13 protein-coding genes are annotated in these 13,369 nt (G+C 73.6%); 7 read left to right on the top strand and 6 right to left on the bottom strand.

Annotation, left to right across the window (positions count from 1 at the left end):
• The first annotated feature begins 217 nt into the window (after positions 1–217).
• Complete coding sequence (gene ctaC / locus AC2A1K_RS30665; RefSeq protein ID WP_483900140.1) at positions 218–1,162, top strand: aa3-type cytochrome oxidase subunit II; 945 nt, start codon at positions 218–220, stop codon at positions 1,160–1,162.
• 7 nt (positions 1,163–1,169) lie between these two features.
• Positions 1,170–1,568 (top strand): cytochrome c oxidase subunit 4, encoded by a 399-nt coding sequence (locus AC2A1K_RS30660; RefSeq protein WP_483900139.1) that lies wholly within the window; start codon positions 1,170–1,172, stop codon positions 1,566–1,568.
• An 823-nt stretch (positions 1,569–2,391) separates the two neighbouring features.
• On the opposite strand, the gene qcrB is transcribed toward AC2A1K_RS30660, so the two are convergent.
• The 4 genes from qcrB to ctaE form a co-directional block, all read right to left on the bottom strand.
• Complete coding sequence (gene qcrB, locus AC2A1K_RS30655) at positions 2,392–4,068, bottom strand: cytochrome bc1 complex cytochrome b subunit (protein ID WP_483900138.1); 1,677 nt, start codon at positions 4,066–4,068, stop codon at positions 2,392–2,394.
• Positions 4,065–5,300 carry a cytochrome bc1 complex Rieske iron-sulfur subunit gene (gene qcrA, locus AC2A1K_RS30650; protein WP_483900137.1) on the bottom strand — a complete coding sequence of 412 codons (1,236 nt, stop codon included), beginning with the start codon at positions 5,298–5,300 and terminating at the stop codon, positions 4,065–4,067. The genes qcrB and qcrA overlap by 4 nt, the downstream gene beginning before the upstream one ends.
• The gene (qcrC, locus tag AC2A1K_RS30645) at positions 5,297–6,067 is read right to left on the bottom strand and encodes a cytochrome bc1 complex diheme cytochrome c subunit (protein ID WP_483900169.1); all 771 of its coding nucleotides are present in this window, start codon (positions 6,065–6,067) and stop codon (positions 5,297–5,299) included. Before qcrC ends, qcrA begins: the two co-directional genes overlap by 4 nt.
• A gap of 192 nt (positions 6,068–6,259) precedes the next feature.
• On the bottom strand, positions 6,260–6,883 hold the full coding sequence (gene ctaE, locus AC2A1K_RS30640) for an aa3-type cytochrome oxidase subunit III (protein ID WP_483900136.1): 624 nt from the start codon (positions 6,881–6,883) through the stop codon (positions 6,260–6,262).
• Between the two features lie 240 nt (positions 6,884–7,123).
• Here ctaE and AC2A1K_RS30635 point away from each other — a divergent pair, with 240 nt between their 5' ends.
• Together AC2A1K_RS30635 and trpD are read left to right on the top strand one after the other, a co-directional pair.
• Positions 7,124–7,540, top strand: a complete 417-nt coding sequence (locus AC2A1K_RS30635) for a response regulator (RefSeq protein ID WP_483900135.1) — start codon at positions 7,124–7,126, stop codon at positions 7,538–7,540.
• On the top strand, positions 7,537–8,604 hold the full coding sequence (gene trpD / locus AC2A1K_RS30630; RefSeq protein ID WP_483900134.1) for an anthranilate phosphoribosyltransferase: 1,068 nt from the start codon (positions 7,537–7,539) through the stop codon (positions 8,602–8,604). Before AC2A1K_RS30635 ends, trpD begins: the two co-directional genes overlap by 4 nt.
• 83 nt (positions 8,605–8,687) lie before the next feature.
• On the opposite strand, the gene AC2A1K_RS30625 is transcribed toward trpD, so the two are convergent.
• On the bottom strand, positions 8,688–8,966 hold the full coding sequence (locus AC2A1K_RS30625) for an Lrp/AsnC family transcriptional regulator (RefSeq protein WP_483900133.1): 279 nt from the start codon (positions 8,964–8,966) through the stop codon (positions 8,688–8,690).
• 34 nt (positions 8,967–9,000) lie between these two features.
• A complete protein-coding gene (locus tag AC2A1K_RS30620) occupies positions 9,001–10,752 on the bottom strand; it encodes a DEDD exonuclease domain-containing protein (protein WP_483900132.1) in 1,752 nt (583 codons plus the stop codon).
• Positions 10,753–10,931: 179 nt separating this feature from the next.
• Between AC2A1K_RS30620 and AC2A1K_RS30615 the strand changes: the two genes are divergently transcribed.
• The 3 genes from AC2A1K_RS30615 to AC2A1K_RS30605 all read left to right on the top strand — a co-directional run.
• Positions 10,932–12,290 carry an NYN domain-containing protein gene (locus AC2A1K_RS30615; RefSeq protein ID WP_483900131.1) on the top strand — a complete coding sequence of 453 codons (1,359 nt, stop codon included), beginning with the start codon at positions 10,932–10,934 and terminating at the stop codon, positions 12,288–12,290.
• 326 nt (positions 12,291–12,616) lie between these two features.
• Positions 12,617–12,907 carry a hypothetical protein gene (locus tag AC2A1K_RS30610; protein WP_483900130.1) on the top strand — a complete coding sequence of 97 codons (291 nt, stop codon included), beginning with the start codon at positions 12,617–12,619 and terminating at the stop codon, positions 12,905–12,907.
• Positions 12,908–13,163: 256 nt separating this feature from the next.
• A partial coding sequence (locus AC2A1K_RS30605) for a hypothetical protein (RefSeq protein ID WP_483900129.1) occupies positions 13,164–13,369 on the top strand: 206 nt, incomplete at its 3' end.

Below are 13,369 nucleotides of genomic sequence, written 5' to 3'. Positions count from 1 at the left end.
CCGTGGTGATCCGCCTCCGGCGCGGCAGCTCCGCTGCGCGGCGTGCCGTGGGAATGGGCGACCCGCCGCGCCCCTCCGACAGCGCGTAGTGGCTGGCTCGGCTAGTCTCCGCACCGACGTCGGGGCCCGGGTTCGCCGGGCCGCTCACCACGCCGGCGCCGGGCTGTATGACCAGCGCGGACGTGGGGGCACCGCCCGAGAAGGAAGGCAGCCAGCAGTGCGCCGAGATGGGACGCCGGTCCGGAGCCGCTCCGGTCGCGCGCGCCGGGCCGTGGGCCTGGCCGTCGCGGCCGTCGCCGTGGCCGTGACCACCTCCGGCTGCTCGCTCGACGAGGTGCTGCGCTTCGGCTGGCCCGTCGGAGTGACGCCCGAGGCCGCGCAGATGCGCACCCTGTGGACCTGGGCCGCGGTCGCCGCGCTCATCGTCGGCGTCCTCGTCTGGGGGGCGACGGCCTGGACCGTCGCGTTCCACCGGAAGAAGGCCGGCGAGTCGGACCTGCCCCGGCAGTTCCAGTACAACCTGCCGCTCGAGCTGGTGCTCACGGTCCTGCCGCTGATCATTGTCGCGGTGCTCTTCTACTTCACCGTCGTCGTGCAGAACGTGGTCGACCGGAACGCCTCGGGCGACGAGCTGCAGATCGACGTCGTCGGGTTCCAGTGGAACTGGGAGTTCAGCTATCCCGAGACACCAGGACCGAACGGTGAACCGATCGGTGTCGTCGGCACCACCACCCAGGTGCCGATCCTCGTGCTGCCCACCGACCGGCCGATCGCGTTCACCCAGGAGTCGCAGGACGTCATCCACTCGTTCTGGGTGCCGGAGTTCCTGTTCAAGCGCGACGTCATCCCGAACCCGGCGGAGAACGACCAGAAGAACACCTGGGTCATCGAGATGATCGAACGCCCCGGAGCCTTCGTCGGCCGGTGCGCGGAGTTCTGCGGCGCGTACCACTCGATGATGAACTTCGAGGTCCGTGCCCTGCCGCCGGCACAGTTCGACCAGTTCCTGCGCCTGCGCGGGCAGGTCAACCCGCAGACGGGGCAGGGATACACCACCCCGGACGCCCTGGCTGCCCTCAACTGCGGCGAGCTGTGCAACCCGCAGGCGATCACGACGCAGCCGTTCGACCAGAGCCCGACCTCGCAGATCGCCGTCAAGTGAGGACCCGATGAGAGTCGAATCCCGCATCTTCGAGATCCTCACCGTCTTCTGCTTCGTCTGCGCGATCGTCTACGGGGTCCTCTCGGGGGAAGAGGTGGGGATCGTCGCCCTGACGCTGACCGGCGGCCTCACCCTGATCATCGGGACGTACTTCCGCTTCGTGGCGCGCCGCCTCGAGGAACGCCCCGAGGACAACCCGGAGGCCGAGGTCTCCGACGGCGCCGGCGACCTGGGCTTCTTCAGCCCGGGCAGCTACTGGCCGATCGCCGTCGCCGGCGGCACCGCCATGACCGGCCTCGGGATCGCCCTGTGGCAGTGGTGGCTGATCGTCCTCGCCGGCATCGGCCTGATCATCGCCATCTGCGGCCTCGTCTTCGAGTACCACGCGGGCCCCGAGGCGCACTGACGCCTCGCCGCTGAGCCACCCGCGGCCCCGGGCGCCGGGCCCCGGCTCCGCGCGTCGGAGCGGCGCCGGGCGTCGGAGCGGCGCCGGGCGCAGCCGTCGGTCGGAGCGAAGGCGCCGTTCGCTCGCCTAGAAGCAGCGAACGGCGCGTTCGTGTCATCGCCGGGGGTGAAGGGCGGGCGCGGTCCTGCGCGAGTGGCACTCTGCGCGTGATCGAGGAGTTCGCCGAACGTGCCTCTCGTGCACGAGGCGTGGGCGCGGTCGTGATCAGCAGGCGGAAGGACCCCGCGGCGACCGTCTCCGAGGTGACCCTCGACCTCCTGGTCGCCGGCACCCCTCGACGGGCAGGAGACCGAGGGTGACGCCATGCACCTCGAAGGTCGCCGACGGGTACAGACGCGCTCCTGATCATGCGCGAGCGGCGGCCTGGCGTCACCGCCGGCACCGGGCCACGCTCTGACGATCTCCAGCGCCCCGAGGTTCGCTCAGGCGCCCGTCGCACTCCGGGGCCCCGGCGAAGCTGGGCGAGACCCGGCGCCGCGAGCCACCGTTCCGAGCCCGGCGGAGTCCCTGACGTTCAGGCCGGCGTGGCCGCCACGCTGGCATCACCCCGGGCGTCAGCCGGCGCCTCCGGCGGCGTGTCGCGCGAGCGAGGGTGTGGCGATCCTGGCGTCACATGCCAGCGATGCCGCATCGCTCGCACTTCGGGGGCAGCAGGGGCCAGCAGGGGCAGCGGGGTAGCGGGGGCGGGGAGGACCCGGGAAACGACGACGGGCCGGGAGCGTCGCGGTGACGCTCCCGGCCCGCCGTGGGTCGTGCCGAGCGCCTACTCCTGGATGTCGCGCGGGCGCCCGGCGTCCGGACGGCCCGCGAGCTCGCGGCTCTCGCTCGGCTCCACCTGGAGCGGGTCCGAGCCGCCGTGGCCGAGAGCGTCCTGCTCCTCGGGCGGGTCGGGACGGAACCAGCCGCCCTTGAGGGGCCGGCCGGCCGAACCGAGGTCGTTCATCCGCTTGGGCACCTTGGCGCCCTGGTACTCGAGCGGGATGGCGTGGCCGTGCTCGTCGACGCCGCCGAGGGGCTGGTGCACCTCGATGAACTCGCCGTGCGGCAGGCGCTTGATGTGCCCGGTCTCGATGCCGTGCTCGAGCACCTCGCGGTCGCTGCGCTGGAGGCCCAGGCAGATCCGGTAGGTCGCGAAGTACACGATCGGCGGCAGGACGAGCAGGCCGATGCGCCCGATCCAGGTCATCACGTTCAGGGAGATGTCGAACGTGTACGCGAAGATGTCGTTGCCGCAGGCCAGGAGCAGCCAGAAGTAGAACGTCATGGCCATCATGCCGGTGGCCGTGCGGACGGGCACGTCGCGCGGACGCTGCAGCAGGTTGTGGTGGGCGTCGTCGCCGGTCAGCTTGCGCTCGATCAGCGGGTAGAGCGCCAGCAGGGTGGTGAGGATGCCCATCCCGATCACGGCCGGGAAGAAGATCGCCGGGATCGTGTACCGACCGAACAGGTACATCTCCCACGACGGCCACAACCGGACCGCGCCGTCGAACACCGCCATGTACCAGTCGGGCTGGGACCCGGCGGAGACCTGCGTCGGGTCGTACGGGCCGAGCTTCCAGATCGGGTTGATCTGGAACATGCCCGACATCATCGCCATCGCGCCGACCGAGACGACCATGAAGCCGCCCGCCTTCGTGGCGAACGTCGGGAGGATGCGGACGCCGACCACGTTGCGCTCGGTGCGGCCGGGCCCGGGGAACTGCGTGTGCTTCTGGAACCACACGAGCGCGACGTGGACCGCGATGACCGCCGTGATGATCCCGGGCAGCAGGAACACGTGGACGATGTAGAGGCGCGGGATGATGATGTGCCCCGGGAACTCGCCGCCGAGGATCGCCCAGTGCAGCCAGGTACCGATCACCGGGATCGACATGACGATCGCCGAGAGGCCGGTGCGCAGGCCCGTGCCGGAGAGCAGGTCGTCGGGCAGCGAGTAGCCGAGGAAGCCCTCGATCATGCCGGTGAGCAGCAGGACGACGCCCAGCACCCAGTTGGTCTCGCGCGGGCGGCGGAACGCTCCGGTGAAGAACGTCCGCATCATGTGCGCGATCATCGCGGCGACGAACAGCAGCGCCGCCCAGTGGTGGACCTGGCGGATGAACAGGCCACCGCGCACGTCCATCGAGATGTTGACGGTGGACTCGTAGGCCATCGACACCGTGACGCCGCGGAGGCCGGGGTAGACACCCTCGTAGGTGGTCTCGGCCATGGACGGGTCGTAGAAGATGGCCAGCCAGGTGCCCGAGATCAGCAGCACGATGAAGCTGTACATCGCGACTTCGCCGAGCATGAAAGACCAGTGCGTCGGGAAGACCTTGTTGATCTGCCGACGGATCCCGCCGGCGGGGTGGACGCGGCTGTCGACCTCGTCGGCGACGGTGCCGGCGAGCTTCATCGCCAGGCCGCCACCCTTGCGCGTGGGCGTGGTGATCGAGCTCATGAGTTGCGCTCCCAGAACGCCGGACCCACCGGTTCGATGAAGTCGCTGCGTGCGTACAGGTACCCCTGATCGTCCACCGCGATGGGCAGTTGCGCCAGTGGACGGGTCGCCGGACCGAACACGGGCTTGGCGTACTCGTTGGCCTGGAACTGCGACTGGTGGCAGGGGCACAGGATGCGGTTCGTCTGGTCCTCGTACAGCGACGTGGGGCACCCCATGTGGCTGCAGATCTTCGAGTAGGCGAACAGCGTGCCGTAGTTGAAGTCCTCCTGGCCTGCGCGCTTGATCACCGCGACGTTGGGCCGGAGGCGGATGAGCATGACCGGAGAGTCGGCGGAGCGGACGGCCTCGGCGACGTGCTCGGGGTCGACGAGCTCCTCCTCGCGCAGGACGACCTCGTTGCCGGTCGTACCCGCCCGCAGGAACTCCTCCAGGACGGCCGGGTCGCGGACCTCGTCGGCATGGAACGGGAAGACCGTCTCCATCGCGCCGGGCTCGAGGTCTCCTGCGCGCACCAGCACGACGTCCCGCGCGTTGCCGTTGAACTTGCGGACGTAGACGCGCTCGCCGTTCTTCGACTTCCAGTCCGTGACGAGGAGCGGCGAGTTCGGCCCCTCCTTCCACGGGTTCTTGACCAGACCGCCGAACGCGGCGACGAGGACGCCGAGGCCCAGCACGCCGCCGGCCGCACCCATCGAGCGGTAGATGAGCTTGCGGCGCGAGAGCCCGCTCTGCTGCCCGGTCTGGACGAAGCGCGCCGCGGCGGTGCGGCGGTCGATCTCCGGCGAACGCCCGTCGTGGCGCTGCTGGATCGTCAGGTCCTCGGGCAGCAGCTTCTTCGAGTAGGCGATGACGCCCATGCCCACGGCGAACACGGACAGGCCGAACGTGATGCCGATGATCGGTGTGTAGAGCGCGTAGACCCAGGCGCCCTCCTCGGTGGGAGAGCGGTACTCCCACGGCCACGCGATGAACGCGACGAGGAACGCGATCCCGGAGATCAGCGCGAGGATGAACCATCCGGCGACCTGGCGCTCGGCGCGCTTCTCGGCGCGCGTGCCGGGGACCGGGAAGCGCTCGCGGGACGAGACGACCTCGATGTCGTCGATCTGGTTGCCCAGACGGACGAGGTCGTCGGTGCTCATCTGCGCGAGCTCGTCGTCCGACGGGATGCGCGGCGAGGCGTCCGAGTGCTGGGACGCCGACTGGGAGTCGGCGGGGCGCGTGCTCACTGGCGGCTTCCGATCCAGAGGGAGATACCGACGAGGGCGGCGAGGCCGACGAAGAACGCCACGATGCCCTCGGGCACCGGGCCGAATCCGCCGAGACCGTTGCCGCCCGGGTTCGCGCCGGTGTTGTTGCTCGACACCGACTTGATGTAGCCGATGATGTCGCGCTTCTCCTCGGGGGAGAGCTGCGAGTCGGCGAACGTGGGCATGTTCGCCGGCCCCGACAGCATCGCCGCGTAGATCTGCTCCTCGTTCGCCGGGTCGAGGTTCGGCGCGAACTTGCCCTGCGACAGGGCGCCGCCGCGGCCGGTGAAGTTGTGGCAGGAGGCGCAGTTGAGACGGAACAGCTCGCCGCCGCGGCCGAGCTCCTCGCCGCGCAGGGCCTCGCCGCGCTCCTCGGGCAGCACCGGGCCGCCGCCGTTGGCCTGGATGAACGCGCCGAGCGCGTCGGTCTGGGCCTCGTCGTACCGCGGGGGCTTGCGCTCCGCGGCCGCGCCCTGGGCGGCGAGCGGCATCCGGCCGGTGGAGACCTGGTAGAAGACCGAGGCCTCGCCGACGCCGACGAGGCTGGGGCCGCGGCCCTGGACGCCCTGCAGGTTGCTGCCGTGGCAGGTGATGCAGGAGTTGTCGTAGATCTGCTGGCCCTCGCGCACGATGGCCGGGTCCGCCGCGAGCGCCTGGTCGGGCTCCGGGGTGAACACCGTGTAGAGGCCGCCGACGGCGACCAGGGCCACGCCCAGGGCGAGCAGCCCGGACAGGCGCCGGCGCATCCTCGACCCGCGCCGGGAGACAGAGCGTTCAGGGGAGCGCGCCGCGAGGGGAGCTCGACCCGTCTCCTCCGCCCGCGTGCGGGCGGGGCGCGGCTTCTCGTCACTCATCGGGTGCCCAACCTCGAGCTCTCCTCGCCGTGGGTGGTGGTCCTGGCGGTCGCGTGGTGGTTCGTGCGGGGGCGCGGCCATCGATCAGCGGATGAAGTAGATGACGGCGAACAGGCCGATCCAGACGACGTCCACGAAGTGCCAGTAGTACGAGACGACGATCGCGGCGGTGGCCTGCGCCGGCGTGAACCGACTGAGGAAGGTCCGGGCTATGAGCAGGACGAACGCGATCAGGCCGCCCGTGACGTGCAGGGCGTGGAACCCGGTCGTGATGTAGAAGACCGAGCCGTACGAGCTGCTGGAGATCGTCGTCTCGTGCGCGGTGACCAGCGTGTAGTACTCGAACACCTGGCCCAGCACGAAGATCGTGCCCATCGCGAACGTGATGGCGTACCAGCGCCGCAGTCCGAACACGTCGCCGCGCTCGGCCGCGAACACGCCGTACTGACAGGTGAACGACGAGGCCACCAGGATGATCGTGTTGACGAGCGCGTACGGCACGTCGAGCTCGGTCGGGTGTGGAGGCCAGCCCTCGGTCGCGTTCGCCCGCGCGACGAAGTACATGGCGAACAGCCCGGCGAAGAACATCAGCTCGCTGGAGAGCCAGATGATGGTCCCCACGCTCACGACGTTGGGCCGGTTGAGGGAGTGAATCCTCGCGCTGAAGGAAGGCGCGGGCGCACCCTGGGCGGTCGTCACGGGCGACATGATGACACCTCGGGCCGACACCAGCCCGTCGGGGCGAGGCCCGGACGTGTCGCCCCGCGGCCGGTCCCGTGACGGGCCCGGGACCCGCGCCGACCTGCACCGCCTCTCACCTGCGGGTTCTCCTACCCGTCGTCGTACGTCGGACCGTCGTACGGTCTTCGCGCTCGTCGCCAGGTGGTCGTGACGGTGCGTGCCGCCCGCTAGCATCCGGCGCATGCAGGACACGGAGCGCAGCGCGCGATGACGGCACCGGGGTCGACGCTCACGGTCGTCGTGATGAGCCACCGACCGGAGATCCGCGAGGCGATCGCGGGGGCCGTCGGGCGCCGTCCGGCGCCCGATCTCCCGCGTCTGCGCTTCGTCGAGGCCGCCCACGTCGCCGACGTGCTGGGCGCCGCCGACGCGGGCGAGATCGACCTCGCCGTGCTGGACGGCGAGGCGCAGCCGACCGGCGGGATGGGCGTCTGCCGCCAGCTCAAGAACGAGAGCGACGACCCGCCGCCGGTGATCGTCGTCGTGCGCCGCCGCGACGACCACTGGCTCGCGACGTGGTCACAGGCCGACGCCGTCCTGGTGCAGCCGCTCGACCCGGTGACGGCGGCGGAGACCGTCGCCACCGTCCTGCGCGAGCGCACGAGCCCGGCCGTCCGCGGGTGACCGGCCCGGCCGGGGCTCCGAGCTGGCCCGGACTCATCGGCCGGCTGCTCGCGGGCCAGGATCTCGCCGCGGACGACACCGAGTGGGCGATGGACCAGGTGATGTCCGGGGAGGCGTCGCCCGCGCAGGTGGCCGGGTTCGTCGTGGCGCTGCGCGCGAAGGGGGAGACGGCCCCCGAGGTCGCCGGGCTCGCGACGGCGATGCTCGCCCACGCGCGCCGGGTCGACGTGCCGGGGCCCGTCGTGGACATCGTCGGCACCGGCGGCGACGGCGCGCACACGGTCAACATCTCGACGATGTCCGCCGTGGTGATGGCCGCGGCGGGCGCGCGGGTGGTCAAGCACGGCGGGCGGGCGGCGTCGTCCCAGAGCGGGTCGGTGGACGTCCTCGAGGCGCTCGGCGTGCCGGTCGACCTCGGTCCCGACGCCGTCGCGCGCTGCGTGGACGAGGTCGGCATCGGGTTCTGCTTCGCCCAGGTGTTCCACCCGGCGATGCGCCACGCGGGCCCCGTGCGCGGGCAGCTCGGCGTGCCCACCGCGTTCAACCTGCTCGGGCCGCTGACCAACCCGGCGCGCCCGGGCGCGGCGCTCATCGGGTGCGCCGACGTGCGGTTCGCGCCGATCCTCGCCGAGGTCCTCGCCGCGCGGGGGGACCGTGCGGTGGTGGTGCGCGGCGACGACGGGCTCGACGAGGTCACCACCGCCACGACCACCACCGTCTGGCACGCGGGCCCGGGCGGGGTGCGCGTCGAGACCCTCGATCCCGCGGCGCTGGGTGTCCCCGTGTCCGGGCCGGGCGACCTGCGCGGCGGCGACGCCGCGCACAACGCGGCCGTGGCCCGGGCGGTGTTCGCGGGCGAGCGCGGGCCCGTCCGCGACGCGGTGCTGCTCAACGCCGGCGCGGCGCTCGCGGCCTACGAGGAGGCCGTCACCGGGGCGGCGACGACCGACCTCCACGCGGGCGTGGCGGCCGGGCGGCGCCGGGCGGCCGAGGCCGTCGACTCGGGCGCGGCGACCGCGCTGCTGGAGCGCTGGTCGGCGGTGGCCCGCTCCGTGCAGGGCTGAGAGTCGCGCCGTCGTCCGGCCCGTCGTCGGGCTCGCGGTCGCCGTTCCTCGTCCAGGTTCTCGTCCAGGTTCTCGTCCACTTTCTAGTCCAGGCCGACCGAGAACGCCGAGGCGTCGTCCCGCGAGGAGTACGAGCGGAAGGCGATGTGGGTGGTCGTGCTCCTGACGCCGGCCACCTTCGAGAGACCGCCGGCGATGGCGTCGGCGAGCTGCTCGTGCTCGCGGACGCGGACCACCGCGACGAGGTCGACGTCGCCCGCGCAGGAGTAGACCTCGGCGACGCCGTCCAGGTCGGCGATGGCCTGGGCGGTCTCGGGGATGCGGTCGGCGTCGGCGTGGACCAGCACGAAGGCCGTGATCACGGGCGCTCCTCGTTGCTCGGGGGTGCGGGGCAGTCTAGGGCGGTTCGCCGGGCGCCCCCACGGGATCACGGCGCGCCTCGCGGGCGCGTGCCACCCACCCGGCCCACGCCCCGGCGCCGGCGGCGGGCATGGCCCACGGCGTGGTGGTGCGCACCATGCGCGTTCCCGCGCGCTCGAGCCAGCGCGTGACCACGGCGACCTCCTCGGGCGGCGCGCCCCGCAGCGGCCCGTCGCCGGGGATCACCGTCTCGGCCGACGCGACGAGGGCCTCGACGACCGGCATCGGCGGCACCCCGCGCCTGGCGCGCCCGGCCGCGGCGAGGCGCCCGTGGCGCACGACGGCGAGATCCCACCCGCGGGCGCCGTCGGGGCGTGCGGCGATCATCTCGGGCGCCCCCGCCACCGACGACAGCCGCTGCACCCGCCCGAGCGCGGCGGCGAGGTCGGCGAGACGGTCGCGATGGGCGGCGGCGTCCTCGAACCGCTCGGCCTCCGCGAGCGCACCGACCGCCGCCGAGAGCTTCCGCAGACCGGCGTCGTCGGCGCCCCGGACGAGCGCGCGGGCGTCGGCGACCACGGGCCGGTAGGCCTCGACGTCCACGTGCCCGGCGCACGGTGCGCCGCAGCGGCCCATCTCGTGCAGGGCGCACGGCGTGCCGGAGGCGCCGCGGGTCGGGATGCGCTGGGTGCACGGGCGCAGCGGCAGCGCGTCCTGGAGCGCCTCGACGGCGCGCACCGCGTCCGGGCGCCGCCCGAACGGCCCGACCGCGTCGGTGCGCGGCGTGCGGACCACCGACAGGCGCGGGAACGGCTCGTCGGTGAGCGCGACCCACCAGCCGCGGTGGGGGAAGCGGGAGCGCCGGTTGTAGCGGGGTGCGTGCCCCGAGAGCAGACGCAGCTCGCGGACCTCGGCCTCGAGGGCGTTCGAGCAGACCACCCAGTCGACCCGTTCGACCAGGCCGATCATCTCCTTCGTGCGCGCCCGCTTATCGCCGCCGGTGAAGTAGGAGCGCACGCGTCGGCGCAGGTCGCGACTGGTGCCGACGTAGAGCACCTCGTCGCCGGGTCCGCGGAAGAGGTACACCCCGGGCTCCTCGGGGACCGCGTCGGCGAGATGCCGCTTGGCGCGTTGGGCGGGGCTGACCTCGACCTGCAGCGCGAGGAGATCCTCGAGCGTGGAGACCCCGTGCCCGCCGACGCGCTCGAGCAGGCCGTGCAGGACGTCGACGGTGGCCTTCGCGTCGTCGAGGGCGCGGTGGATCGGGCGGGTCCGCGCGTGGACGAGGGTCGCCAGCGCCGAGAGCCGGCACGACGGCGCCTCCTCGCGGGTGAGCACGCGCCGGCCCAGTCGCGCGGTGCACACGACCGCGGGGCGCGCCCACGGCGGCCCGTGGCGCCGGCAGGCCGCGCGGAGGTGGCCGACGTCGAACGGGGCGTTGTGGGCGACGAGCACCGCGCCCGCGCAGAACTCCAGGAACGCGCCGAGCACCTCGGGCAGGCGCGGGGCGTCGCGCACCATCGCCGTGGTGATCCCGGTGAGCGACACGATCTGCGGCGGCACCGCGACCCCCGGGTCGACGAGCGTGGCGAACTCGCCGACGACCTCCCCGCCACGGACCTTGACCGCGCCGATCTCGGTGATGGCGTCCGAGTCGGGCGGGCCGCCCGTCGTCTCCAGGTCGAGCACGACGAACGTGACCGCCGACAGCGGCGTGCCGAGCTCACCGAACGAGAGCTGAGGGTCCGGACCGGTCACCGGACGGGCTGAACGGGCTGTGGCGTCCATCGCCGGCGGAGGCTACGAGCGCCCCCTGACAGTCGTCCCCGTGTCAGCGGCGTGGCGTCGCAGACACTCAACGTCCGTAACGCCACGCGCTCGCCGTGCGCGGGGGCCGGGGGCACGGGCCGGGGCGGGGGCGGTGACGGTCCGCCCGGGGCCCGACGTCGGGTCTAGCCTGACCGGTCATGGAGGACGGCGGCGTCGAGCCGGAGGAGTCGGGGGAGGACGACGACGTCGCCGCCCGGTCCGCGGTCCGCGTCCGGCTGCTCGAGGCCGCCCCGGAGACGGTGCGCGCGAAGGTCGCCGAGCTGGTCGCCGTCGCCGTCGGGAACCTGCCCGTCTCCGAGCTCCCGCCGCCGGTCCGTCCGGTCGCCCGGTTCGCGCCGGCCAAGCGCGCCCGGGCCGGCGCGGGGCCGCTGCTCGGCGCGCTGAGCAGCACGACGGGGTTCGCCAGGCTCGTCGTCGACTGGTGGACCGAGGAGCGCCCGACGGACTGGCGGCCACCGGCGCCCGACCCGGTGCACGCCGCGGCCGTCGCCGTGCTCGAGGGCCGCGAGGAGGGGTCGGAGCTGGTCCGCGACGCCGGGGAGCGTGCGGACGCCGGGCGGGCGCGCGCCGAGCGGGACGCCGCGCTCGCTCGCGCCGACCGCCTCGAGGCCGACGTCCGCCGCCTGACCTCCGAGCGTGACCAGGCCCGCGCCGCCGTCGACGCGGCGGCCGAGGAGAACCGCGACGAGATCGCCAAGCTCCGCGCCCGGCTGCGCGAGCAGGGCACGCGCGTCCGCCGTGCCGAGGACGAGGCGGCCGAGCTGCGCGCCGCCCGCGAGGCCGGTGACGGCGGGCTGCGCGTCGAGCTCGAGGAGCTGCGCCGCGACCGCGACCGTCAGCGCGAGCTCGCCGCGGCCGCCGAGGACCGCGCCCGGCGCACCGCGGACGACCTGGCGAACGCCCGGCGTGCCTCGGTCGAGGCGCGACGTGCGGACGACGCCCGGCTCGCACTGCTCGTCGACACCGTCGCGGGCGCTGCCGAGGGCCTGCGCCAGGAGCTCGGCCTGCGGGGCGGGGACACGGGAGCCCGACCGGCCGAGCTGGTCGGTGCCGGGTCCGAGAGGACGCCGAAGGCGCGCGTCACCGACCCCGCCGCGCTGGACCGACTGCTCGCCCTCCCCGAGGTGCACCTCGTCGTCGACGGCTACAACGTCACCAAGACGGGCTGGCCGGAGCTGTCCCTCGCCGCGCAGCGCGAACGGCTCGTGGCCGCCCTCGCCCCGCTCACGGCGCGGACGGGCGCGGAGACGACGCTCGTGTTCGACGGGGCGGGAATCACGGGGGTGCCGACGCACTCGGTGCGCGGGGTGCGGGTGCTGTTCAGCGAGCCCGGGGTGCTCGCCGACGACCTCATCCGCCACCTGGTCGGCGCCGAACCGGAGGGCCGCCCGCTGGTCGTGGTCACCTCGGATCGCGCCGTCGTCGACTCGGTGCGCCGCCAGGGCGCCCACCCGGTGCCGTCGAGCGTGCTGCTGTCGCGGCTGTCCCGCATCTGACCTGGGCTTTCCGTCGCGATCGGCGGCGTTGAGTTCCTAACGGAGGTCAAGCCGCTCGGCGGGGCTTAGTGTGGCGCTGGGACGGGCTGGTCGATGGAGCGCTATGCGACTCCTTGCTTCGCCGGCCCGTCCCTTGAGGGTGTTCTTGCGTGTTGCCCGCGCCTCATTGTTGATCTTGGTGCATCGTTCGCGGCCTTGTGCGTCGGTGATCTTGGTGCCGTCGAGGTCGCGCAGGGTGTCGTGCTCACCGCTGGATGTCGGGGGTGGCTCCTAGCGTGCGGGCCAGGACCCCGGACCGGCCGGGGAGCGAGTCGGAGGAGACTCTCGTGCTGATCGACTGCGACACCTGCACCGTCCGCGACGTGGCGTGCCACGACTGCGTGGTCGGCGTGCTCCTCGGTACGCCGTCGGTCCCGGTGGCGGGCGGCGACGGGGTGCGCCCGTCCGACGCCGCGCCCGGCGGCCCGCTGCCCCTCGAGTTCGGGCCCGTCGAGCAGCGGGCGCTCGAGGTCCTGGCCGACCACGGGCTGATCCCGCGGCTGCGGCTCGTGCCGCCCACACCCGAGGCCCCGACGCGGGAGCGCCCGGCCGCGCGGCGTGCCCGGGATGTCGGGTGAGCGCCCGCCGCCGGCAGCGTGCCGAGCCGGCGGCCGCCCGGGCGCCCGCCGTTCGGTGGTGGTCGGTGTGGGTGCTGACTTACGCGTCGGTAGGGTTCGCTCACTCGCGGGGCGCCGGGCGCGCCGCGAGCTCCGGATCGTGGCCGTCGGGGGCCGACGCGTCCGGCGCGGGGGCGGTGCGTGAGGCCCGCCCCTCGGGTCGGGGGTTCGGTCGTGCCGGGCAGCGCAGAGAGGACCCGACGAGACCGTGGCCGCGGTGGATGATTCCCGACGTCGCGTCACCCGCGCGCTGGGCGCGAGCGTCGTCACGGTGCTGGTGGGCACACTCCTCGCCACCGGGCCGGCGGTGGCGGATCCGATCGTGCCGCCCGGGGTGTCCGAGGCGGTCGCCGCGCTCGCGGCGGCCAACGCCCGCGCGGCCGAGGCCACCGAGGCGTCGCTGGAGGCGGCCGAGCAGCTGCG

The organism is Actinomycetospora sp. 2LY8.5 (genome assembly GCF_057180585.1).
The sequence above is the reverse complement of the archived record's forward strand: the minus strand, read 5'-3'. Positions and strand labels throughout refer to the sequence as shown.